Source organism: Pradoshia sp. TA40_28, assembly GCF_059694525.1.
The window spans coordinates 200,895-223,201 of record NZ_JCATZO010000002.1 but is presented as its reverse complement, the minus strand read 5'-3'; the positions used below and the strand labels follow the sequence as shown (position 1 = coordinate 223,201).

The following is a 22,307-nucleotide window of genomic DNA, read 5'->3' as shown; positions in this document are numbered from 1 at the left end:
GTATATTCAAACTAAAGGTTTAAAAAAAATCCTTGAGACGAACAATATGGATAAGAACCCGCATAATATTGAGTAAAGGGAGGTCTACTTTTATGGCAGTTATTGATGAGATTAAAATAAAACAAGCAGGCGTTACCGTTCATTTTGTACCAACAAAGAAATTTAAAACTACAACACTTGTTTGGAAGATGAAAGCACCTTTAAAGGAAGAAACCGTTACATATAGGGCATTGTTACCCAATGTTCTGCAAAGTAATACAGCTGCTTATCCAACATCCACAGCGTTTCGGGCCCATCTTGATCAATTATATGGAGCAAGTCTTTTTACGGATGTTAGTAAAAAAGGCGAATATCATATTATGAGTTTTCAAATGGAAATGGTAAATGAACGCTTTTTATCTAAGCCGGAGCCCCTATTGGAACAAGCATTTAAGCTCTTACATGATGTTTTGATTAATCCGAACATACAGGGGGATGCTTTTGATGCGGACACAGTTACAAAGGAAAAGCGTGCATTGAAACAAAGGCTTCAGGCTGTATATGACGATAAGATGCGTTATTCTTCTTTACGGTTAACTCAGGAAATGTGCCTGGAAGAAAATTATCGCCTGGAAGCGAACGGGATATTAAATGTAGTGGATGAAATCAGCCCTGAAAGCTTGTACCAATATTACAAAAAAGCATTCGAGGAAGATGAACTTGACCTTTATGTGATTGGTGATTTGGATGAAGATCGTGTTGCCCAACTATCTGCGCATTATTTTCAGTTTGCAGAGAGAAGGCCAGAACGTGTTGTGCATAGTAAATATGAAATCCATGAAGTGAAAGAACTAAAAGAAATACAGGACATCAAACAGGGCAAGCTGAATATTGGTTATCGAACAAATATTACGTATGGTGACCCCGATTATTTTGCTCTGCAAATGTTTAATGGGATTTTTGGTGCTTTTTCACACTCCAAGCTTTTCATAAACGTTCGTGAAAAAGCAAGCTTGGCCTATTATGCAGCATCGCGTCTTGAAAGCCATAAGGGTCTTTTGATGGTTATGTCAGGCATAGATAATAAAAACTATGACCAGGCGGTAACGATTATAAAAGAACAAATGGAAGCTATGAAAAAAGGCGATTTTACGGATCAGGAAATGGAGCAAACAAAAGCTATCATTAAAAATCAATTGCTTGAAACAATTGATACGTCCCGTGGTTTAACAGAAGTTTTATATCATAATGTGGTTGCCGATTTCCAAAAATCTTTGGATGATTGGTTGTCAGCGATTGATGAGGTAACAAAAGAAGAAATCATAGCTTGTGGAGAAAAAATTCAGATGGATACAATCTATTTCTTAAGCGGAGAAGAGGTGGCAGAGTAATGGAGAAGCAACTATTTGATCAACTTCAGGAAGAGCTATATTTTGAAAAAATGGATAATGGTTTATCTGTATATATTCTTCCGAAAAAAGGCTTCAATAAGACGTATGCCACATTTACAACGAAATATGGATCAATTGATAATCATTTTAAAGAACCTGGAGCAGAAGACTATTCGAGAGTACCAGATGGCATTGCCCATTTCCTTGAACATAAACTGTTTGAAAAAGAAGATGGCGATGTATTTCAACAGTTCAGCAAGCAAGGAGCGGCAGCTAATGCCTTTACATCTTTTACACGCACAGCGTATCTTTTTTCCAGCACAACTGATGTACAGAAAAATTTAGAGACACTGATTGATTTTGTTCAGGAACCATATTTCTCGGATAAGAGTGTAGAGAAGGAAAAAGGAATCATTGGCCAAGAAATTACCATGTACGATGATAATGCTGATTGGAGATTGTATTTCGGGATTATAGAAAATTTATATCACAATCACCCTGTGAAAATTGATATTGCAGGTACAGTGGAGTCGATCGCAGGGATTACAAAAGAATTACTTTACCAATGCTATAATGCATTTTATCACCCAAGCAATATGCTTTTATTTATTACAGGACCTGAGGATCCAGAAGTCATTATGAAACAGGTACGTGATAACCAGGCTAAAAAAGACTTCGGTAATCGTGGAGACATCAGCCGGAAATTTGAGGAAGAACCTGTTGGGGTAGCAACAAAAAAACGTACAATAAATATGCATGTCCAATCACCTAAGTGTGTGGTTGGATTAAAAGCTAATAATCCAACTCTCCAAGGTATTGATTTATTAAAACAAGAGTTATCTATCAACCTTTTCCTTGATATGACTTTTGGGAAAAGCTCCGAATATTACGAGAAACTTTATACTGAGGGTTTCATTGACCATTCATTCTTCTATGATTATACGCAGGAATTTGGGTTTGGATTTGGAATGGTTGGCAGTGATACTGATAAACCCGATCAATTAGAGAGTGAATTAAAAAATATACTCATTAAAGCTCGTAATGGAGAGATTCTAACTGAGGAAAAGCTGAATTCTGTTCGTAAGAAAAAGATTGGTGCATTTCTGAGATCTTTAAATTCACCAGAATCAATCGCCAATCAATTTACTCGCTATGCATTTAATGATATGAAGTTATTTGATGTCGTAACTGTTTTGGAATCTCTAACATTTGATGAAGTGAATAAGGCGGTACAAGAGTTAATAGATGAAGATCGAATGTCAGTGTTTCAAATTTTGCCATCTTGAATGAATAGAGCCGGACCGTAATGGTTTTGGCTCTTTTTCTTTGCTTTCTAAATGTTTACTGAATCGGGAAAGCATAAACAGATGAAATGGGGTAATGTGTCGATCTTTAAAGAGTAAGTTGTTAAGCAGCGATTTTTATAATGAAAAAAGCTTCCTTAGAAACAATTGACTATTTTCATTTGATGGTTTTCCTTTTGAAGAACAACCTTTATAATGAAAAGTATTGTAGGTGTTAATTTGAGCAAGGGGTTTTTATCATGAATGGAAAATATGCACTAATTACGGGAGCAAGTGGAGGAATCGGCCGTGCTATTGCATTACGGATGGCATCAGAGGGTTGGAACTTATATCTTCATTATCACCGTAATGTTAAGGGAATTACGTCATTACTGGAAGAATTAAAGCTATTTCCCATCCAGACAAAAGTAATTCAGGCTGATTTAAGTAAAGACAGCGGCCATCAAGATATTTTAGACGAAATTGACGAAATTGATACGATCATTTTAAACAGCGGAGACAGTCATTTTGGCTTAATTACAGATATAAGTGATGAACGTGCCAAACAAATGGTAGCATTACATATTACATCTCCCTTTTTATTAACAAAGGGTCTAATTCAGAAGCTTATAAACAAAAAAGAAGGCAATATCATTGCCATAACATCTATTTGGGGAGAAGTAGGAGCTTCATGCGAAGTTTTGTATTCAATGGTAAAGGGTGGACAAAATTCCTTCGTCAAGGCTCTTGCTAAAGAACTTGCGCCATCGGGAATTCGAGTGAATGCCGTATCACCAGGGGCAATAGCCACACCCATGCTTGAAAGGTTTGAATCTGAAGAGCTAAGAGAATTGGAAGAAGAAATTCCAATGGGACGCTTGGGATTGCCGAGTGAAATCTCAGGAGTGGTCTCCTTTATTCTCTCAGAAGACTCCAGTTATATAACAGGACAGATTATCAGCGTGAATGGCGGTTGGAATACCTAAGTATTTACTAATACATTATGTATTTTGCTTTTCACTCGTATGGAAATCATATATGATAAGACATAGGGAAAATATTGAAGGAATTTGTCAAATGTTTTTCTTGGGAGGGTAAGGAATGGACAAGAAGGAATGGTATTTTGAATATGAAATTAAAAGTAACCGTCCCGGTTTATTGGGTGATATTTCTTCTTTGTTAGGAATGCTCTCCATCAATATCGTAACCATAAATGGTGTAGATGAAGGAAGAAGAGGCCTGCTTCTTTTGGCAAAGGATAATCGCCAAATTGAACGTCTCGAATCAATTCTTCAAACAATGGATACGATAAAAGTAACAAAACTTAGAGAGCCAAAATTAAGAGATCGGTTAGCAGTCAGACATGGGCGTTATATACAAAGAGACGCAGATGATCGAAAGACCTTTCGATTTGTAAGGGAAGATCTTGGGCTTCTCGTTGATTTTATGGCTGAGCTCTTTAAGCAGGAAGGTCATAAATTAATAGGAATCAGGGGCATGCCCAGGGTAGGTAAAACGGAATCGATCGTAGCAGCAAGTGTATGTGCGAATAAGCGTTGGTTATTTGTTTCCTCGACTCTTTTAAAACAGACTGTTCGAAACCAACTAATTGAAGACGAATACAATGAAAACAATTTGTTTATTCTCGATGGAATTGTATCAACACGAAGAGCCAGCGAAAAACACTGGCAGTTGGTCCGGGAGATTATGAGGCTTGATTCCATTAAGGTGGTAGAGCATCCCGATGTGTTTGTGGAAAACTCAGAGTATACAATGGACGACTTTGATTATATTATTGAACTACGAAATGACCCGAACGAAGAGATCACATATGAAGCAGTAGACCAGCAATCCTCTTTATTTGGAGGATCCGAATTTGGATCGTTTGATTTTTAGTGATTAGAAGGTGTTTAAATGACGGAATTAGGAAAAGTACTAAAGGAAGCCAGAGAGTCCAAAGGATTAACACTGGATGACCTTCAACAATTAACAAAAATACAAAAACGTTATCTTGTGGGTATAGAAGAGGGCAATTATGAAATGATGCCTGGTAAATTCTATGTCAGAGCATTCATTAAACAATATGCTGAAGCGGTTGGACTGGATGCAGAAGAGCTTTTTGCACAGCACCAGCCTGATATCCCTACAGTTGTACAGCAGGATGAGATGCCCCAAAATTTATCCAGGGTGCAAACCAAAAAAACATTGCCTGTGCAGAATTCCAAGTGGTTGGATTTACTTCCTAAAATTTTGATTGGTGTATTTCTTGTCGCGGTTGCCGCTATTATCTATTATTATGTAGCAAAAGCAATAGGTAATAATGATGATCCGGGTACTGCTAATCAAGGTAGCGACCCTGTACAATTAGAACAGGGCGAACCTACAACTCCAAAAGAAGAGGAAGCCACTCAAGAGAAAGAAGATACAGAGCCAGAAAAAGAAAGTGCAGCTGACAAATCTGAGGAAGAAACAGAAGAAAAAGCTTCTGCTGGTTTGGAAGTTACCTCTGCTAATGGAAAAAACACTACATTCCAATTGAATAATGCAGATGAATTCAAGGTTTCTGTAAAATCGACGGGCGAAACTTGGATCTCCGTTAAAAATTCCAAAGGAGAAAATCTCTTTAATGGAATGCTTAAAGAAGGGGAAAGCCAAGACTTTGACCTAACTAATGATAATCAAATCGTACTGAATATCGGCAGAACAACAGACACAGAAGTGATTGTTAATGATGAAAAACTGGAATATGAAAGTGATTCCATTGTCCAAAACATAACGATTGATTACACGAAGGAGTAAGGGTGGAAGGTCATCAGTGGATGGCCTTCTCTCCTATTTCTTTCTACATAATAAAATTTATAGTAAAGTGAGGAACATCTTGTGAATTTACCGAATAAAATAACAATTTCCAGAATATGCATGATACCTTTATTTGTGATTATCATGCTGCCATCCATTGATTGGGGAACATGGGTAATAAATGGTGAGGAACTGCCAATTTCTCATTTTGTTGGAGCCATTCTATTTATCATTGCATCCACGACGGATTGGATTGATGGTTATTATGCAAGAAAGCATAATTTGGTTACAACCTTAGGGAAATTTCTTGATCCGCTGGCAGATAAATTGCTTGTTTCTGCGGCATTAATTGTTCTTGTAGAATTAAATCTTGCTTCTGCCTGGATCGTTATTTTAATAATCAGCCGTGAATTTGCGGTAACAGGTCTGCGTCTTGTTTTGGCCGGTGAGGGTGAAGTTGTAGCCGCAAACCAATTGGGGAAAATTAAAACCTGGACTCAGATTATTGCTATATCCGCGTTATTATTACATAACCTGCCATTCGCATGGATTAATTTCCCGTTTGCTGATCTAGCATTATATGTAGCGCTATTCTTTACTCTTTGGTCTGGTTGGGATTACTTTGTTAAAAATAAACACGCGTTTTTAAACTCGAAATAAGGGTATCATTCGTATATAACTTTTTAAATTGGCGGGTGACAGAATGAATGCGGAACTAATAGCAGTTGGCTCTGAATTATTGCTTGGGCAGATTGCCAATACAAATGCTCAATTTATTTCGAAAAGCTTGGCAGAGATAGGTGTTAACGTATATTACCATACTGTGGTAGGTGATAATCCTTCCCGATTGGAAAAAGCAATTGAAATTGCAGAATCCCGGGCAGATCTTATTATTTATACCGGTGGTTTGGGACCAACGAAGGATGATATAACAAAAGAAGTTGTGGCCTCTCATATCGGTAAAACGTTAATAACAGATCAAAAAGCAATGGAAAACATTGAAGATTATTTTAAAAAAATAAATCGGGTTATGACAGAAAACAATCGAAAGCAGGCACTGGTTATTGAAGGATCAGAAGTTTTCCATAATCATAATGGGATGGCTCCTGGAATGGCTGTGTCTCATGGAGATATTCTTCATATTCTTTTGCCTGGGCCCCCGAGTGAGATGAAGCCAATGCATCAAGATTATACCATTCCCTATCTATTACGATTAATGGACCGGGTTGAACGCATTGATTCAAGAGTACTACGTTTCTTTGGTATAGGAGAATCACAGCTCGAAACAGAGATTGAGGATTTGCTGGATCAACAAAGTAATCCGACTATAGCACCGCTGGCATCAGATGGAGAAGTGACTCTTCGAATTACTGCTAAGCATGAATCAACTGCTGAGGCTGACAAACTATTAAAAGAGGCGGAAGAGAAAATTCTCTCACGTGTGGGCGAATATTTTTATGGATATGATGATACAACCATCATGAATGAACTTATTAATCTTTTAAAAGAAAATGAACTTACAATCTCGGCAGCTGAAAGCTTAACTGGTGGAATGTTTCAAGAAAAAATGACGGATATTCAGGGAGCAGGGTTAATTCTTAAAGGCGGTATTGTTGTTTATACGAATGAAGCTAAGAAAAAGCTGCTAAAAGTAGAACAATCGACCATAGATCAATATGGAGTTGTCAGTGAGCAATGTGCTATTGAGATGGCTGACAATATTAAAGCCCAACTGCAATCTGATATCGGGATAAGCTTTACCGGTGTAGCTGGACCAGACGAATTAGAAGGTCATCCGGTAGGGACTGTTTATATTGGTATAGCTATAGCTGGTCAGAAAACATACGCTAAGAGATTAGATTTAGGCGGAATGCGTGAAGTGAATCGAGTTAGAAGTATGAAGTATGGCTGCCATTTTCTTATACACAAGCTGAGAGATTTGTATGCATAACAAATTCCCTCCCCAACTAGAAAAATAGTTGGGGTGTTTTATTGTTTATAAAATAGCAATAATTTCAGTTTTATACGATTTATTGTTTGAAGTAATCGGTTTACTTAAGGTATTCATTTAAATTGACGAATAAATGATAAAAAAACAAGGCGAATAAATGTTCGCTTTTTTGCTTGGCAAATCCGACTGAATGAGGTATAGTATAGATAAGTTCTTAATTGTACAAGTTATGTTTTTTATATAGATATGGGGAGGAAATAAACTGTGAGTGAACGTCAGGCTGCGCTGGATATGGCGCTAAAACAAATTGAAAAACAATTTGGTAAAGGTTCAGTAATGAAGCTCGGTGAAAGAGCAGACAGAAAGGTTTCCACAATTCCAAGTGGTTCTCTTATGCTAGATTCAGCCCTAGGTGTAGGTGGATATCCAAGAGGAAGAATAATTGAGATTTATGGACCGGAGAGTTCCGGTAAAACGACAGTCGCTTTACATGCGATTGCAGAAGTACAAGCAAAGGGTGGACAAGCAGCCTTTATTGATGCAGAACATGCTTTAGATCCGGCATATGCACAAAAGCTTGGCGTAAATATAGATGAATTACTACTTTCCCAGCCCGATACTGGTGAACAGGGATTAGAGATTGCTGAAGCGCTTGTACGAAGCGGTGCAGTTGATATTATTGTTGTCGATTCAGTGGCGGCATTAGTGCCAAAAGCTGAGATTGAAGGTGAAATGGGAGATTCTCATATGGGCTTACAGGCTCGTTTAATGTCCCAGGCTCTTCGTAAACTTTCTGGATCCATTAATAAATCTAACACAATTGCAATCTTTATTAACCAAATCCGTGAGAAGATTGGTGTTATGTTTGGTAATCCAGAAACAACTCCAGGTGGTCGTGCGCTTAAGTTCTATTCTACCATTCGTCTTGAAGTAAGACGCGCGGAACAATTGAAACAAGGAAATGATATTGTAGGTAATAGAACTAAAATAAAAGTTGTTAAAAATAAAGTGGCTCCGCCATTCAAAGTGGCTGAAGTGGATATTATGTACGGTGAAGGTATTTCTAAAGAAGGTGAAATCATCGACATTGGTTCTGAATTAGACGTGATCGAAAAGAGTGGTTCCTGGTATTCTTATAATGGAGAGCGCTTGGGCCAAGGCCGAGAGAATGCCAAACTGTTCTTAAGAGAAAATCCGGATGTCCGTGATGAGATTTCTATGAAAATTCGTTCGGCATATGGATTAAATGGGGAAGTTCAAGCTGTAAATCCAGTAGAAGACATGGATGAATTGGATTTACCTGAATAAGTATAATTCTACCGGGCAAACCTGCATTTATAGGTTTGCTTTTTTTCTTAAATCACGTTGAACTGCTCAGGAATCTTTTCATTATTTTTTATGATACGTATATATTTGTCTGTATTTTTGAAAACGAGGAAAAGAGCGTCAGGACTAGCTCTTGACAACAAATTTTCATAACTTTACAATAGATATGTATTAATATCTTTTTTTATGACATGCCCAAAAGCGATTGTGCTGTATATTTTTAGATGATGTACATGCCAGAATTGAAAACAATGTAGTAAAAGAGATTAAAAAATTTAATAGCAAGAGGAGGTGTAATGATGGATCCAATCACTATCATCTCCATTTTGCTTGGCCTAATTGTTGGTGCAGTTGTTGGCTATTTGTTAAGAAGATCTATAGCGGAATCTAAGATATCCGGCGCAACGAATGCGGCTGAAAAAATCATTGAAGACGCAAAGCGGGAAGCGGACGCCTTGAAAAAGGAATCCCTTTTAGAAGCAAAGGATGAGATTCATAAGCTTCGGACTGATGCTGAAAAGGAGGTTCGTGATCGACGAACTGAATTGCAGAGACAGGAAAATCGAATTTTACAAAAAGAAGAGAATCTTGACCGTAAAGCAGACTCACAGGATAAACGTGAGACTTTATTGGAAAAGAAAGAAGATTCTCTAAACCAAAGACAACAGCATATTGAACAGATGGAAAGCAAAGTGGACGAGATAATTCAAGCTCAAAGTTCTGAACTTGAACGTATTTCTAGCCTAACTAGAGAAGAGGCAAAAGCCATTATCCTTGATCGTGTTGAGAACGAGCTTTCACATGATATTGCAATCATGATGAAAGAGAGCGATAACCGAGCGAAGGAAGAAGCGGACAAAAAGGCACGTGAAATCTTGTCACTTGCGATTCAACGTTGTGCAGCAGATCATGTGGCCGAAACGACTGTTTCTGTCGTCAATCTTCCTAATGATGAGATGAAAGGTCGAATTATCGGTCGTGAAGGACGTAATATTCGAACACTTGAGACGTTGACAGGAATTGATCTAATCATCGATGATACTCCGGAAGCCGTCATTTTATCTGGATTTGATCCAATTAGACGTGAAACTGCGAGACTTGCCCTGGAAAAACTTGTACAAGATGGACGTATTCATCCAGCTCGTATTGAAGAAATGGTTGACAAGGCAAGAAGGGAAGTTGATGAGCATATCCGGGAAATCGGTGAGCAAACAACATTTGAAGTTGGGGTTCATGGCTTACACCCAGATTTGATAAAAATCCTTGGTCGCTTAAGATACAGAACAAGCTATGGACAAAATGTGCTTAAGCATTCTATGGAGGTAGCCTATTTATCAGGATTGATGGCAGCAGAGCTTGGCCAAGATATTACGTTGGCGAAGCGAGCTGGACTATTGCATGATATCGGTAAAGCTATCGATCATGAAGTTGAAGGAAGCCATGTGGAAATAGGGGTGGAACTTGCTACTAAGTACAAGGAACATCCAGTTGTTATTAATAGTATTGCTTCCCATCATGGAGACACTGAGCCAAAATCCATAATTGCCATTCTGGTAGCTGCGGCAGATGCTCTTTCAGCGGCTCGACCTGGTGCCAGAAGTGAAACGCTTGAAAACTATATACGTCGCCTAGAAAAACTTGAAGATATTTCTGAATCCTATGAGGGTGTTGAAAAATCCTTTGCAATCCAGGCTGGACGCGAAGTCCGTATCATTGTTAAGCCTGAAAGTATTGATGATTTAGAGGCACACCGACTGGCTAGAGATATCAGAAAACGTATTGAAGATGAACTGGATTATCCGGGACATATTAAAGTAACGGTTATTCGTGAGACCAGAGCAGTTGAATATGCAAAATAAAGCGGTGTTTCTTCACCGCTTTATTTTTTTTTAGAACTCCCATTTTCATATTCATATGATAAATGGGTAAAATGGACAAAATTAATCTTGGATTGTTTGTATAGAAAGGAACACGAAAATGAGATTATTATTTATCGGGGATATTGTAGGTTCACCCGGAAGAGCTATGGTGAAAGAATATTTAGGCAAACTAAAAGAAAAATATAGACCACAGTTTGTCATCATTAATGGAGAAAATGCAGCAGCTGGGAGAGGGATTACTCAAAAAATTTATAAAGAATTACTTGAGTATGGAGCTAATATTATTACGCTTGGTAATCATTCCTGGGACAATCGTGATATTTTTGAATTTATAGAGGATGCTAAATACTTAGTGCGTCCTGGAAATTTCCCAGACAGTACACCAGGTAAGGGTCTTTCATTTGTTAAGATGAATCAATTTGAACTGGCTGTCATTAACTTACAGGGCAGAACCTTTATGCCTGCACTTGATGATCCATTTTTATGTGCGGATAAATTGGTAGAAGAGGCAAGCAAGCGAACACCATTCATATTTGTTGATATGCATGCAGAAGCAACTAGTGAAAAACAAGCGATGGGCTGGTATTTAGATGGAAGAGTATCTGCTGTAGTAGGAACTCATACACATGTTCAAACAGCTGATAATCGGATTCTACCTAAAGGAACTGCCTATATGTCCGATGTAGGAATGACAGGGCCATATGATGGTATTCTTGGAATGGAAAGAGATGCAGTTATAAAAAAATTCTTAACGAGCCTGCCTGTACGATTTGAAGTTCCAAAAGAAGGGCGAGCAGTTCTTAGCGGTTTAATCATTGATTTAGATCCTAAAACCGGTAAAGCGTTAAAAACCGAAAGAATATTAATAAATGAGGACCATCCATTTTTCAATTAAATAGGACCAAAAGAGCCAACCTGTTAGGGGTTGGCTTTTTTGTATGGTATATCTTTTCTTCATAATGAATATAGTTAACAGAAAAAGCATACTCACTAGGGGACATGTCTTGGAATAAGATGAGGAGGACCAGAAATGGAAATATTAAAGGTTTCAGCAAAATCTAATCCCAACTCTGTGGCTGGAGCGCTGGCGGGTGTATTAAGAGAAAGAGGAGCTGCAGAAATTCAGGCAATTGGTGCTGGCGCATTAAACCAAGCGGTAAAAGCTGTAGCGATTGCCAGAGGGTTCGTAGCGCCGAGTGGGGTAGATCTTATTTGCATTCCGGCTTTTACAGATATCTTAATTGATGGTGAGGAACGTACCGCCATAAAACTAATTATAGAACCACGGTAGTATGAAATTGGAGCTGACTCTCAGGGAATGATCGGAAGATACTGTCCGATTAGGAGGATGCTCCATTTTGTTCAATTTAAGAGCCAGTTTAGTTTGGGGAATTTAAGGAAACGGAGGTGACAGAACGGGTTTGAATGCAATCAATATATGAGGAGCACAATATCTTCCTTTTTATACTGGCAAGTGTACATCCATTTATCCGCTTTGACGCAGCATATGCCATCGTGGATATTTTTTTATGACCAAATTACATGCCAAAGGTAACCTAATAGACATGCTTGTAAACAAACCTTTAAAGCGAGGGAAACAGAAAAGAGTTTAAATATGGTTCTGTGACGTCATAGACGGCGATTTGCTGAAGTTAAAAATGTAATAGAGATAAAGAGGGATGAAGTGATTAAATAACCTGAGATTGGTGCGGGTTGGATGCTGGCAGTGCTCTCGGCACGGGTTTACTCACTTTCAATTAAACGGATTAAATATAAGAAATACGAATAATAGCTGGTTTGATGTATCTCAATTGATGAGAGGTGCTATCCAGATTATATAAACATATGACCATAGGCTTCCATAGAGGTGAGGGACATAATAGTCGCATCAGACTTAGATGGAATTACATCCGTTATTTAGGATTATCTTTTACAATTCTAATTGCCGTTGAAGGAAGCATTAAGGGAAGTGAAGTTAATGGGTTTCATTTTGCTAGTTTAAGGCTATTTAAAAATTAATTTTTTGAATTTTTACAAAATAACACCAGGATTGGTTGCTTTTTTTTGTTCTTAAGCTTAATATGATAGATATTTAGGGATAATTTAGCAAATATTAACATTATTCTAAGCTGATTTATAACATTAAGGGAAATAAATATTTCATTTGAGGAATCGAAGGGGTGTAAAGGAAATGATTAAACAACTTTCATGGAAAGTTGGAGGGCAGCAAGGTGAAGGCATAGAAAGTACTGGAGAAATTTTCTCCATTGCGTTAAATCGTCTCGGGTATTACTTGTATGGCTATCGTCATTTTTCCTCCAGAATTAAAGGAGGTCATACGAATAATAAAATTCGAGTCAGTACAACGAAGGTTCGATCTATTTCAGACGATTTGGATGTATTAGTGGCCTTTGACCAAGAAACCATTGATGTAAATTATAAAGAATTACATAAAGATGGAATCATTATGGCTGACACCAAGTTTACCCCACAATCTCCTTTAGATTCCGAAGCCAAACTTTATTCCGTACCTTTTACAGAAATAGCCTCTCAACTTGGGACATCACTGATGAAAAATATGGTGGCCATTGGAGCTTCCAGTGCTGTGCTTGGCTTAAATATTCAGGTGTTTTCAGAAGTAGTAGACGAAATATTCGGTAAGAAAGGGACCTCGGTTGTTGAAAAGAATTTGGAGGCCATTCAGGCTGGCTATGATTTTATGATGGAAAAGCTGGACGATAAGCAGGGAGTATTGAGGCTTGTTGAAGCGGATGGAAAAAAACGTTTATTCATGATTGGAAATGATGCGATTGCAATGGGGGCGCTGGCTGGCGGTACACGTTTTATGGCAGCCTATCCAATTACCCCTGCTTCTGAAATTATGGAGTATTTAATTAAGCATCTACCCAAATATGGTGGAACGGTGATTCAAACAGAGGATGAAATCGCTGCTTGTACGATGGCCATTGGTGCAAATTATGCTGGTGTACGAAGCCTGACAGCCTCAGCGGGCCCAGGGTTATCGTTGATGATGGAGGCCATCGGATTATCTGGGATTACCGAAACTCCTCTTGTAATAGTGGATACGCAGCGTGGAGGGCCTTCTACAGGTATGCCTACAAAGCAAGAACAATCAGATTTAATGGCCATGATTTATGGAACACATGGTGAAATACCTAAAATCGTCATGGCTCCAAGTACGGTTGAAGAAGCTTTCTATGATACGGTTGAAGCATTTAATTTAGCTGAAGAATATCAGGTTCCTGTTATTATCCTATCAGATTTACAATTATCTCTTGGTAAACAAACGGTTGAGCCTTTAGATTTTAGTAAGGTTGAGATTCGTAGAGGCAAACTCATAACAGATGAATTACCTGAAATCACGGATAAAAGTTATTTTAAACGCTATATGGTAACCGAGGATGGAATATCTAAAAGAACCATTCCTGGAATGAAAAATGGGATTCATCATGTTACCGGTGTTGAACATGATGAGACAGGTAAACCATCAGAAGTGGCTTCCAATCGTGTAGCTCAAATGGATAAACGAATGCGAAAGATTGATTCTATTGCCTTTAAATCCCCCCTTCATATAAATGCGAAATATGAGAGTCCAGATTTGCTAATGGTTGGGTTTAACTCTACAAGAGGTGTCATCGAAGAGACAATGGATAGACTTGAGAGTGATGGGATTAAAGTAAATCATGTCCATATCAGACTGTTGCATCCATTTCCGGCTCAGGAGATACTGTCTTATGTACAGAAAGCAAAGAAGATAGTGGTCATAGAGAATAACGCAACAGGACAATTGGCTAATATCCTAAAAATGAATATTGGCCATGGTGATAAGATTATGAAGCTTTTAAAATACGACGGTAATCCATTTTTGCCGCACGAAGTCTATTCAAATTGCAGGGAGTTGGTTTAAATGGCTACATTTAAAGATTTCAGGAATAATGTAAAACCAAACTGGTGTCCCGGTTGTGGAGACTTCTCTGTTCAGGCAGCGATCCAAAGGGCAGCAGCTAACGTTGGACTGGAACCGGACCAACTCGCTGTTATTTCTGGTATCGGTTGTTCGGGCCGTATTTCAGGTTATATCCAATCCTATGGGTTTCACAGTATACATGGCCGTTCTTTACCAATAGCACAGGGTGTAAAAATGGCTAATCGTGATTTAACCGTTCTTGCCTCAGGTGGAGACGGGGATGGATTTGCAATAGGTATGGGGCACACTGTACATGCGATTAGGAGAAATATAGATATCACCTATATTGTGATGGACAATCAAATTTATGGTTTAACAAAAGGGCAGACATCTCCGCGTTCTTCTGTTGGTTTTAAGACTAAATCAACACCTGGAGGTTCGATCGAACAGGCAATATCACCAATGGAAATGGCCTTGTCGGTTGGAGCTACATTTGTAGCGCAAAGCTTTTCTACTGATTTAAAAGATTTGACAGCCCTGATTGAGGCAGGCATTCGCCATAAAGGATTCTCCCTAATTAATGTTTTCAGCCCTTGTGTGACCTACAATAAAGTGAATACGTATGATTGGTTCAAGGAAAATCTGACAAAGCTTTCAACAATAGAAGAGTACGATTCATCCAATAAGGAAGCAGCAATGCAGACACTAATGGAGCATCAAGGTTTAGTGACTGGCTTAATCTATCAAAATACTGAACAGCCTTCCTATCAGGAATTAATTCAGGGATATGCTGAAAAACCATTATCGACTGCTAATTTAGATTTGACTCAGGAGCATTTTGATCAATTAACAGCTGAATTTATATGAGTTTATAAACACCGGCCGTATTAATGGCCGGTGTTTACTTTTTATTCCACGCGAGGAAAGTATTTTATAGTTTATAGAGAATAAATACGGATAAATAGTACTTAAACAAGATAAGGGAGAATACCTGATGAAAAGTGTAACAGCTGTACTTGCTTGTTTAATGCTGCTATTTATCTGTTTCAAAGAAACAGATGCCGTAAAATTAAGTAATGCCGAATATATAGGCCGCGATGGTGTCGGCTGCTATGAAGGAGAGTATGCGACTCAGATTCATCAGGATGATTCTCATAGAAATGAAATCAGCTATCAAAGTTTAAATGCGGCTAAAGAAAGCTGGCTCCCATATATTAAGCAGATTACCGGAGCCATTTGTTTATTATTTGCCTGGTATCTGATGGATTCGAATAAGGACTGAATCAAATGTCTCGAAAAAAAATTAGTATCATATTAACCCTAATAGGTTTATATTTATTAATCTCGCCAATCTTTGATTTAGTGAGCGAATTCTCTAAAGCAGAGGTAATCGTAGAACAACCGGGCATAGAGATAAGCAGTAAAGAAATAATGAGCCATACTAAGGAAGAGGAAGTAACGATTGTTCCGCCCCCCTATAGTGAAGGAGATACAATTGGTTATTTAAAAATGAACAATTTAAAAATAGAATGGCCATTGATAGAGGGAATAAACCAAAAATATTTAAACAAAGGAATCGGCCATTTAGAGCAAACTGCATACCCAAATGAGTTAGGGACGGTTGGCCTTGTTGCATTTCAAGATAATAAACCTATACGTGAATTATATTCAGTTGATACGGGCGAATTGATTCATATAACGGATTATGAAAGTACATATGTTTATGAAGTTTATCGAAAAGATACAATTGCTTATAAGGATTGTGTATTTATAAAGAACATTAATAAAGAAGAAATCATGCTCGTTACTGCAACGAAGGATAAAGAAAAACTTTTTGTTATTTATGCAAAACGTATCTAGCCTTTGTATGAAGTCTCTGGGATTCCAGAGACTTTTTTTGTTTTGGGATGGCAGGCTATCAAAGTAACAAATTTTAGAACATTCCATTCTGTATGTAAATATAGTAAAAGAAATTTGGTTTTAACAAAAAAGTAAAACGTTTTCAAAAAAATATCCTGGTAATATTCAACTGTCCGTCACACGTGGAATAGTCTATTTACATGAATATGATAAAATTTTACAATTTTGGTATAAGGGGAGTTTTAGTAAGGAGAGTGTAAACCGTGGATGGGAAAATGAGAGCGATTGTAAAACACAAAAGGGGTTATGGAGCTGAGCTTCAACTCATCGATATTCCTTCAATTAAAGAGAATGAAGTGTTGATTAAGGTGAAGGCGACATCAATATGCGGCACTGATGTCCATATATATACATGGGATGAATGGTCTCAAAACCGTGTTAAACCGCCTTATGCATTTGGGCATGAATTTTCGGGGGAGATTGTTAAAGTAGGAGATAAAGTTCAGAATTACGAGGTAGGCGATTATGTTTCTGCTGAGACTCATTTAGTTTGTGGGAGTTGCCCTCAATGTATGACTGGACATTATCATATATGTAAAAACACAAAAATAATTGGCGTGGATACTCAAGGGTGTTTTGCTGAATATGTAGCTTTGCCGGCATCCAATCTGTGGAAAAATCCTGATGATATGCCTATTGATGTAGCATCCATTCAGGAACCGATGGGAAATGCGGTCCATACCGTATTATCTGGTGATGTTGTAGGAAAAACGGTTGCGGTTATCGGTTGTGGTCCAATTGGAATCATGGCAGTTGGAGTGGCAAAAGCAGCAGGTGCCTCGCAGGTGATTGCGCTCGATATTAATGATTACCGTTTAGGCTTGGCCGATAAGCTCGGAGCAACTGTAACAATCAATTCATCCAAGACTGATCCTGTTCAGGCGGTTTATGATTTAACGAATGGGAATGGGGTTGATATCGTTTGTGAAATGAGCGGTCATCCTGTTGCCATTGATCAGGGGTTTAAAATGATTACAAATGGCGGCAGATTTTCTATTTTAAGTTTGCCGTCTAAGCCGGTATCACTCAATATCACCGATGATATCGTTTTTAAAGGAGTAACCGTGCAAGGAATCACAGGGAGACAAATGTTCAAAACATGGCAGCAGGTCTCCAGGCTACTGGATTCAGGGCAGGTTGACGTTAAACCTTTGATCACCCACCACTTCCCTTTAGAGGAGTTTGAGAAGGGGTTTGAACTTATGATTAAAGGTGAATGTGGAAAAGTGGTATTACTCCCTTAGTAGAGAATTTAATAGGTAGAGGGGAAATTTAATCCACTATTATTGATATAATGAAAGAATATAGGGAATAGAAGTGACATTAGAGAAATTATTGGATAAAGGAGGAAGCAATTTGAAGGGGTTTGAATATTTGCAAGCAGAATTGGATGAAATGAAAGGAGAAGGTACGTTCCGTTCCTTAATTCCTTTGGAATCAGAACAAGGTTCCAAGGTTGTGATCAATGGAAACAAAGTGATTCAATTGTCGTCTAATAATTATCTTGGGTTAACTTCGCATCCACGCTTAAAGGATGCTGCGCTTGATGCGACTGAACAATATGGAGTAGGGACTGGATCGGTTCGTACAATAGCCGGTACCCTGGATATGCATATGGAGCTAGAAGGAAAATTAGCAAAATTTAAACATACGGAAGCAGCATTAGTATTTCAATCCGGATTTACTACAAACCAAGGAGTTCTATCTGCAATCCTTACGCAGGACGATGTGGTCATATCAGATGAATTAAACCATGCTTCCATAATCGATGGAATCCGATTAACAAAAGCTGCTCGTCGCGTATACAAGCATGTCGATATGACGAGCCTTGAAGACGCTCTAAAAGAGACACAATCCTATCGTAAACGCTTGATTGTTACAGATGGTGTCTTTTCAATGGATGGTAATATAGCTCCGTTACCAGAAATTGTGGAGTTAGCAGAGAAATATGATGCACTTATTATGGTGGATGATGCTCATGCCTCAGGAGTCCTTGGTCAAAATGGTCGCGGTACTGTCAATCACTTTGGTCTAGATGGACGTGTTCATATTCAAGTTGGTACGTTAAGCAAGGCTATAGGGGTTCTGGGAGGATATGTAGCAAGCAGTCGTACACTGATCGATTATTTAATCCATAAAGGCAGGCCTTTCTTATTTAGTACGTCACACCCGCCAGCAGTGACAATGGCTAATATAGAAGCGATTAATGTTCTATTAGAGGAGCCTGAGTTAATTGATCGGTTATGGGAGAATACGAAGTTCTTTAAAGAAGGACTGGAATTTATGGGTTTTAACACGGGGAAAAGCAAAACACCGATTACGCCGATTATTGTCGGAGATGAGGTTCTCGCACATCAACTGTCAGACAAATTATTGGAGCATGGTGTATTTGCTCAAGGGATTGCATTCCCAACTGTCGCAAAAGGACTTGCGCGGGTCAGAACCATCGTGACTGCCGAACACTCCAAAGAGGAGCTGGCCCTAGCATTGAACGCATTTGATAAGGCGGGTAAAGAACTGGGGATTATTAAATAGAGAAAGTCATTTATTAAGAGAGTAAAAGTGAGTAGATAATAGTTTAAATGAATATACAAATTTAGAGAAAAAGCATGGATTCAAGTTTAATCTTGAATCCATGCTTTTAGTTAGTTGGTTAACCAATCTTTTTACTTAATCATCCATACGTTTGTATTTTTCTTCCTGAGGGAATAAATAAAGAAGAGTATAGAGCGTGTATACAATGAATTAGGTAAAAGGAGTACGTTCATGAATGATAAAATGAATATTCGAAAAGAAGCACTGTCGGTGTTTAAATCTGTCCTATTAGCGATCATTATTGTAACTTTATTGCGTCAGTTTGTTTTTACACCGACTACAGTGAGGGGAGAATCTATGCTTCCTACTCTTGAGGATGGCAATCGGGTTATATTAAGTAAAATGACGACAATCGATCGTTTTGATGAGGTTGTATTTCATGCAACGGATTCATCTGATAATTATGTAAAGCGTGTCATTGGCCTTCCTGGAGATACGGTTGAAATGAAGAATGATGTTCTTTATATCAACGGAAAAGCCTATGATGAGCCTTATTTAGAGGAATTTAAGATGGATTTGCAGGAAGAGGAAAGATTGACAGAAGATTTTACATTGAAGAATTTGACTAGTGAATATAAAGTGCCAAAAGGACAGATGTTTGTCCTTGGAGATAATCGTTTATACAGCAAGGACAGTAGAATATTCGGATTTGTGCCAATGAATAACATAATTGGAGAAGTGAAACTGCGCATATGGCCGATCAGGGATATTGGATTCGCAAAGTAAATGAATAGAATATGTCATTTAGGGATGGTTTGTCTGCTTTATATCGAGGGTGCCTTTGGTATAACACAGACGAACTTTTTTTATGAATTTTTTAAGATAAAAAGCTAGTGCGAAATAATCACTTTAAAAGTTGTGAAATAATTTCCGCTATCCAAAAATTTGCTAATAAATAGTATTAACTAAAATAGGTCTTCTTTTTCAACTGTTTATTTATCCCTTAATAGGCTATTTTACACTTCATATTGAGAAATTTGCCCAAAACCTTTATACTAAATGAATGTGACAATATTCATTTTGAAAATGATTTACTACATTTTGTGATTGTTATTTTTGATTATAGTTCTTTGATGAGTGTGTTTATGAATGTTTATGAATGTGTTTATTTTATTTAATAAAATAGTCAGATTTAATGAATAAGTGCAGATACATGGAAGGGGATTTATATGAACGAGCAGCAACGATTGGATACAACGACCGCTGTTAAAACTGACAAAAAGCAAGAAAAGGATTATAGTAAGTATTTTGAAACGGTTTATATGCCACCATCCTTAAAAGATGCTAAGAGACGCGGTAAAGAGGCGGTTAATTATCATAAGGATTTTAATATTAATGAACAATTCCGTGGTATGGGTGAAGGACGTAAGTTTTATATCCGTACATACGGTTGCCAAATGAATGAGCATGATACAGAAGTTATGTCTGGTATCTTTTTAGCTCTTGGCTATGAACCAACTGACAGTGTAGACGATGCCAATGTCATTTTATTAAATACATGCGCGATCCGTGAAAATGCGGAAAATAAAGTATTCGGAGAGCTTGGCCATTTAAAAGCATTGAGAAAAAATAGACCTGATTTATTATTGGGTGTATGCGGGTGTATGTCTCAGGAAGAATCCGTAGTTAATAAAATTTTGCAAAAGCATGCATTTGTAGATATGATCTTTGGTACACATAATATTCACCGTTTGCCGGAAATTTTGATGGAAGCTTATATGTCCAAAGAAATGGTCATAGAAGTTTGGTCCAAGGAAGGGGATATTATTGAGAACCTTCCAAAAGTAAGAAAAGGAAACATCAAGGCTTGGGTTAATATTATGTATGGTTGTGATAAGTTCTGTACGTACTGTATTGTTCCATTTACACGTGGAAAAGAACGCAGCCGCAGACCGGAAGATATTATTCAGGAAGTCCGCCAGCTTGCGGCGCAAGGGTATCAGGAAATTACATTGCTTGGGCAAAACGTAAATGCATATGGTAAGGACTTTGACGATATGAACTATCGCCTCGGTGATTTAATGGATGAAATCCGTAAAATTGATATTCCGCGTGTGCGCTTTACGACAAGTCATCCTCGTGATTTTGACGATCAATTGATTGAAGTTCTGGCTAAGGGTGGTAACTTGATGGATCATATCCATTTGCCTGTTCAATCCGGTAATAATGATGTCTTGAAAATCATGGCTCGTAAATATACACGTGAGCAATACCTGGAATTGGTTCGAAAAATCAAGGAAGCGATTCCTAATGTGACACTTACAACTGATATTATAGTTGGTTATCCGAATGAAACGGACGAACAGTTTGAAGAAACGATGTCCCTTTATAAAGAAGTAGGATACGACTTAGCTTATACATTTATTTATTCTCCGCGTGAAGGTACACCAGCAGCAAAAATGAAAGATAATGTTCCAATGGAAGTGAAAAAGGAACGTCTTCAACGTCTGAATGCGCTGGTTAATGAAACAGCCAATAAAAAGAATCAAATTTACAAAGGTCAGATACTCGATGTATTGGTTGAAGGGGAAAGTAAGAATAATCCTGAGGTACTGGCAGGATATACAACTAAAAATAAGTTGGTTAACTTTAGAGCTCCAAAATCTGTTATCGGTAAAATTGTAAAAGTAAAAATTACAAATGCTAAAACATGGTCACTTGATGGTGAATATGTGGAAGAAACAAAAGAGGTAGAGGTGGGAGTTTAAAAATGGGGAACTACACGAAAGAACAAATTATTGACAAAGCAAAAGACTTGGCTAAAATGATCTCAACCACAAATGAAGTTGATTTCTTTAAACGTGCGGAAGCACAAATTAACGAAAATGAAAAAATTGCTGAGTTAATGTCAGTAATCAAGGGGTTACAAAAACAGGCGGTCAACTTCCAACATTATGGAAAAGCAGAAGCATTGAGGAAAACTGAGGACAAATTAGCTAAAGTTGAACGTGAACTGGATGAAATTCCAATCGTTCAGGAATTTAAACAGTCACAATTAGAAGTGAATGATCTTCTGCAAATGGTAGCTACAGTCATATCCAATACAGTAACAGATGAAATCATTAAAGCAACTGAAGGTGATTTGTTGCGTGGGGAAACTGGTTCCAAAGTAAAAAATAATTCTCACAGCCATAGCTGCTAATCTAATAAAGCCTCCTATTAGCTCTTTAAAGGGCAATAGGAGGCTCTTCTTTTTTCAAAGAGTCATTCGAAATGGAGATAATCATGATTTTAGTCCATAACCTATTTAACCGG

20 protein-coding genes are annotated in these 22,307 nt (G+C 37.9%); all 20 read left to right on the top strand.

Annotated elements, in window-relative coordinates; translation table 11 throughout:
• Positions 1–92: 92 nt before the first annotated feature.
• Positions 93–1,370, top strand: a complete 1,278-nt coding sequence (yfmF, locus tag AC58NB_RS03130) for an EF-P 5-aminopentanol modification-associated protein YfmF (protein WP_497425361.1) — start codon at positions 93–95, stop codon at positions 1,368–1,370.
• Positions 1,370–2,656, top strand: coding sequence for an EF-P 5-aminopentanol modification-associated protein YfmH (yfmH, locus tag AC58NB_RS03125; RefSeq protein ID WP_497425360.1), 1,287 nt, complete (start codon positions 1,370–1,372; stop codon positions 2,654–2,656). The genes yfmF and yfmH overlap by 1 nt, the downstream gene beginning before the upstream one ends.
• Positions 2,657–2,913: 257 nt before the next feature.
• Positions 2,914–3,639 (top strand): elongation factor P 5-aminopentanone reductase, encoded by a 726-nt coding sequence (gene ymfI / locus AC58NB_RS03120; RefSeq protein WP_497425359.1) that lies wholly within the window; start codon positions 2,914–2,916, stop codon positions 3,637–3,639.
• Positions 3,640–3,754: 115 nt separating this feature from the next.
• Positions 3,755–4,549 (top strand): DUF3388 domain-containing protein, encoded by a 795-nt coding sequence (locus tag AC58NB_RS03115; RefSeq protein ID WP_497425358.1) that lies wholly within the window; start codon positions 3,755–3,757, stop codon positions 4,547–4,549.
• A gap of 18 nt (positions 4,550–4,567) precedes the next feature.
• The gene (locus tag AC58NB_RS03110; RefSeq protein WP_497425357.1) at positions 4,568–5,452 is read left to right on the top strand and encodes a helix-turn-helix domain-containing protein; all 885 of its coding nucleotides are present in this window, start codon (positions 4,568–4,570) and stop codon (positions 5,450–5,452) included.
• A gap of 81 nt (positions 5,453–5,533) precedes the next feature.
• On the top strand, positions 5,534–6,112 hold the full coding sequence (gene pgsA / locus AC58NB_RS03105; RefSeq protein WP_497425356.1) for a CDP-diacylglycerol--glycerol-3-phosphate 3-phosphatidyltransferase: 579 nt from the start codon (positions 5,534–5,536) through the stop codon (positions 6,110–6,112).
• A 43-nt stretch (positions 6,113–6,155) separates the two neighbouring features.
• Complete coding sequence (locus AC58NB_RS03100) at positions 6,156–7,403, top strand: competence/damage-inducible protein A (RefSeq protein WP_497425355.1); 1,248 nt, start codon at positions 6,156–6,158, stop codon at positions 7,401–7,403.
• Positions 7,404–7,667: 264 nt separating this feature from the next.
• Positions 7,668–8,711 (top strand): recombinase RecA, encoded by a 1,044-nt coding sequence (gene recA / locus AC58NB_RS03095; RefSeq protein WP_497425354.1) that lies wholly within the window; start codon positions 7,668–7,670, stop codon positions 8,709–8,711.
• 317 nt (positions 8,712–9,028) lie between these two features.
• Positions 9,029–10,588 (top strand): ribonuclease Y, encoded by a 1,560-nt coding sequence (rny, locus tag AC58NB_RS03090; RefSeq protein WP_497425353.1) that lies wholly within the window; start codon positions 9,029–9,031, stop codon positions 10,586–10,588.
• Positions 10,589–10,706: 118 nt separating this feature from the next.
• Positions 10,707–11,504, top strand: a complete 798-nt coding sequence (gene ymdB / locus AC58NB_RS03085; RefSeq protein WP_497425352.1) for a 2',3'-cyclic-nucleotide 2'-phosphodiesterase — start codon at positions 10,707–10,709, stop codon at positions 11,502–11,504.
• Between the two features lie 135 nt (positions 11,505–11,639).
• A complete protein-coding gene (spoVS, locus tag AC58NB_RS03080) occupies positions 11,640–11,900 on the top strand; it encodes a stage V sporulation protein SpoVS (protein WP_029281188.1) in 261 nt (86 codons plus the stop codon).
• Positions 11,901–12,800: 900 nt separating this feature from the next.
• Positions 12,801–14,537, top strand: coding sequence for a 2-oxoacid:acceptor oxidoreductase subunit alpha (locus AC58NB_RS03075; RefSeq protein WP_497425351.1), 1,737 nt, complete (start codon positions 12,801–12,803; stop codon positions 14,535–14,537).
• Complete coding sequence (locus AC58NB_RS03070; RefSeq protein WP_497425350.1) at positions 14,538–15,404, top strand: 2-oxoacid:ferredoxin oxidoreductase subunit beta; 867 nt, start codon at positions 14,538–14,540, stop codon at positions 15,402–15,404. It abuts the gene before it with no gap.
• A gap of 127 nt (positions 15,405–15,531) precedes the next feature.
• On the top strand, positions 15,532–15,819 hold the full coding sequence (locus AC58NB_RS03065; RefSeq protein ID WP_497425349.1) for a hypothetical protein: 288 nt from the start codon (positions 15,532–15,534) through the stop codon (positions 15,817–15,819).
• A 5-nt stretch (positions 15,820–15,824) separates the two neighbouring features.
• A complete protein-coding gene (locus tag AC58NB_RS03060) occupies positions 15,825–16,397 on the top strand; it encodes a sortase domain-containing protein (RefSeq protein ID WP_497425348.1) in 573 nt (190 codons plus the stop codon).
• Between the two features lie 263 nt (positions 16,398–16,660).
• Positions 16,661–17,701, top strand: a complete 1,041-nt coding sequence (tdh, locus tag AC58NB_RS03055; protein ID WP_497425347.1) for an L-threonine 3-dehydrogenase — start codon at positions 16,661–16,663, stop codon at positions 17,699–17,701.
• A 112-nt stretch (positions 17,702–17,813) separates the two neighbouring features.
• Positions 17,814–18,992, top strand: coding sequence for a glycine C-acetyltransferase (locus AC58NB_RS03050; RefSeq protein WP_497425346.1), 1,179 nt, complete (start codon positions 17,814–17,816; stop codon positions 18,990–18,992).
• Between the two features lie 231 nt (positions 18,993–19,223).
• Positions 19,224–19,778 (top strand): signal peptidase I, encoded by a 555-nt coding sequence (lepB, locus tag AC58NB_RS03045; RefSeq protein ID WP_497425345.1) that lies wholly within the window; start codon positions 19,224–19,226, stop codon positions 19,776–19,778.
• A gap of 443 nt (positions 19,779–20,221) precedes the next feature.
• A complete protein-coding gene (gene miaB, locus AC58NB_RS03040) occupies positions 20,222–21,760 on the top strand; it encodes a tRNA (N6-isopentenyl adenosine(37)-C2)-methylthiotransferase MiaB (protein WP_497425344.1) in 1,539 nt (512 codons plus the stop codon).
• Between the two features lie 2 nt (positions 21,761–21,762).
• Positions 21,763–22,194 carry a YlbF/YmcA family competence regulator gene (locus AC58NB_RS03035; protein ID WP_497425343.1) on the top strand — a complete coding sequence of 144 codons (432 nt, stop codon included), beginning with the start codon at positions 21,763–21,765 and terminating at the stop codon, positions 22,192–22,194.
• Positions 22,195–22,307: the final 113 nt, after the last annotated feature.

Excerpts from the sequence above, each read along its gene's own strand:
- AC58NB_RS03065 (WP_497425349.1), top strand. The coding sequence starts at position 15,532 with ATGAAAAGTGTAACAGCTGTACTTGCTTGTTTAATGCTGCTATTTATC.
- yfmH (WP_497425360.1), top strand. The coding sequence starts at position 1,370 with ATGGAGAAGCAACTATTTGATCAACTTCAGGAAGAGCTATATTTTGAA.
- AC58NB_RS03075 (WP_497425351.1), top strand. The coding sequence starts at position 12,801 with ATGATTAAACAACTTTCATGGAAAGTTGGAGGGCAGCAAGGTGAAGGC.
- spoVS (WP_029281188.1), top strand. The coding sequence starts at position 11,640 with ATGGAAATATTAAAGGTTTCAGCAAAATCTAATCCCAACTCTGTGGCT.
- rny (WP_497425353.1), top strand. The coding sequence starts at position 9,029 with ATGGATCCAATCACTATCATCTCCATTTTGCTTGGCCTAATTGTTGGT.
- AC58NB_RS03100 (WP_497425355.1), top strand. The coding sequence starts at position 6,156 with ATGAATGCGGAACTAATAGCAGTTGGCTCTGAATTATTGCTTGGGCAG.
- AC58NB_RS03060 (WP_497425348.1), top strand. The coding sequence starts at position 15,825 with ATGTCTCGAAAAAAAATTAGTATCATATTAACCCTAATAGGTTTATAT.
- AC58NB_RS03110 (WP_497425357.1), top strand. The coding sequence starts at position 4,568 with ATGACGGAATTAGGAAAAGTACTAAAGGAAGCCAGAGAGTCCAAAGGA.
- lepB (WP_497425345.1), top strand. The coding sequence starts at position 19,224 with ATGAATGATAAAATGAATATTCGAAAAGAAGCACTGTCGGTGTTTAAA.
- ymdB (WP_497425352.1), top strand. The coding sequence starts at position 10,707 with ATGAGATTATTATTTATCGGGGATATTGTAGGTTCACCCGGAAGAGCT.
- ymfI (WP_497425359.1), top strand. The coding sequence starts at position 2,914 with ATGAATGGAAAATATGCACTAATTACGGGAGCAAGTGGAGGAATCGGC.
- miaB (WP_497425344.1), top strand. The coding sequence starts at position 20,222 with ATGAACGAGCAGCAACGATTGGATACAACGACCGCTGTTAAAACTGAC.
- yfmF (WP_497425361.1), top strand. The coding sequence starts at position 93 with ATGGCAGTTATTGATGAGATTAAAATAAAACAAGCAGGCGTTACCGTT.
- AC58NB_RS03035 (WP_497425343.1), top strand. The coding sequence starts at position 21,763 with ATGGGGAACTACACGAAAGAACAAATTATTGACAAAGCAAAAGACTTG.
- AC58NB_RS03115 (WP_497425358.1), top strand. The coding sequence starts at position 3,755 with ATGGACAAGAAGGAATGGTATTTTGAATATGAAATTAAAAGTAACCGT.
- AC58NB_RS03070 (WP_497425350.1), top strand. The coding sequence starts at position 14,538 with ATGGCTACATTTAAAGATTTCAGGAATAATGTAAAACCAAACTGGTGT.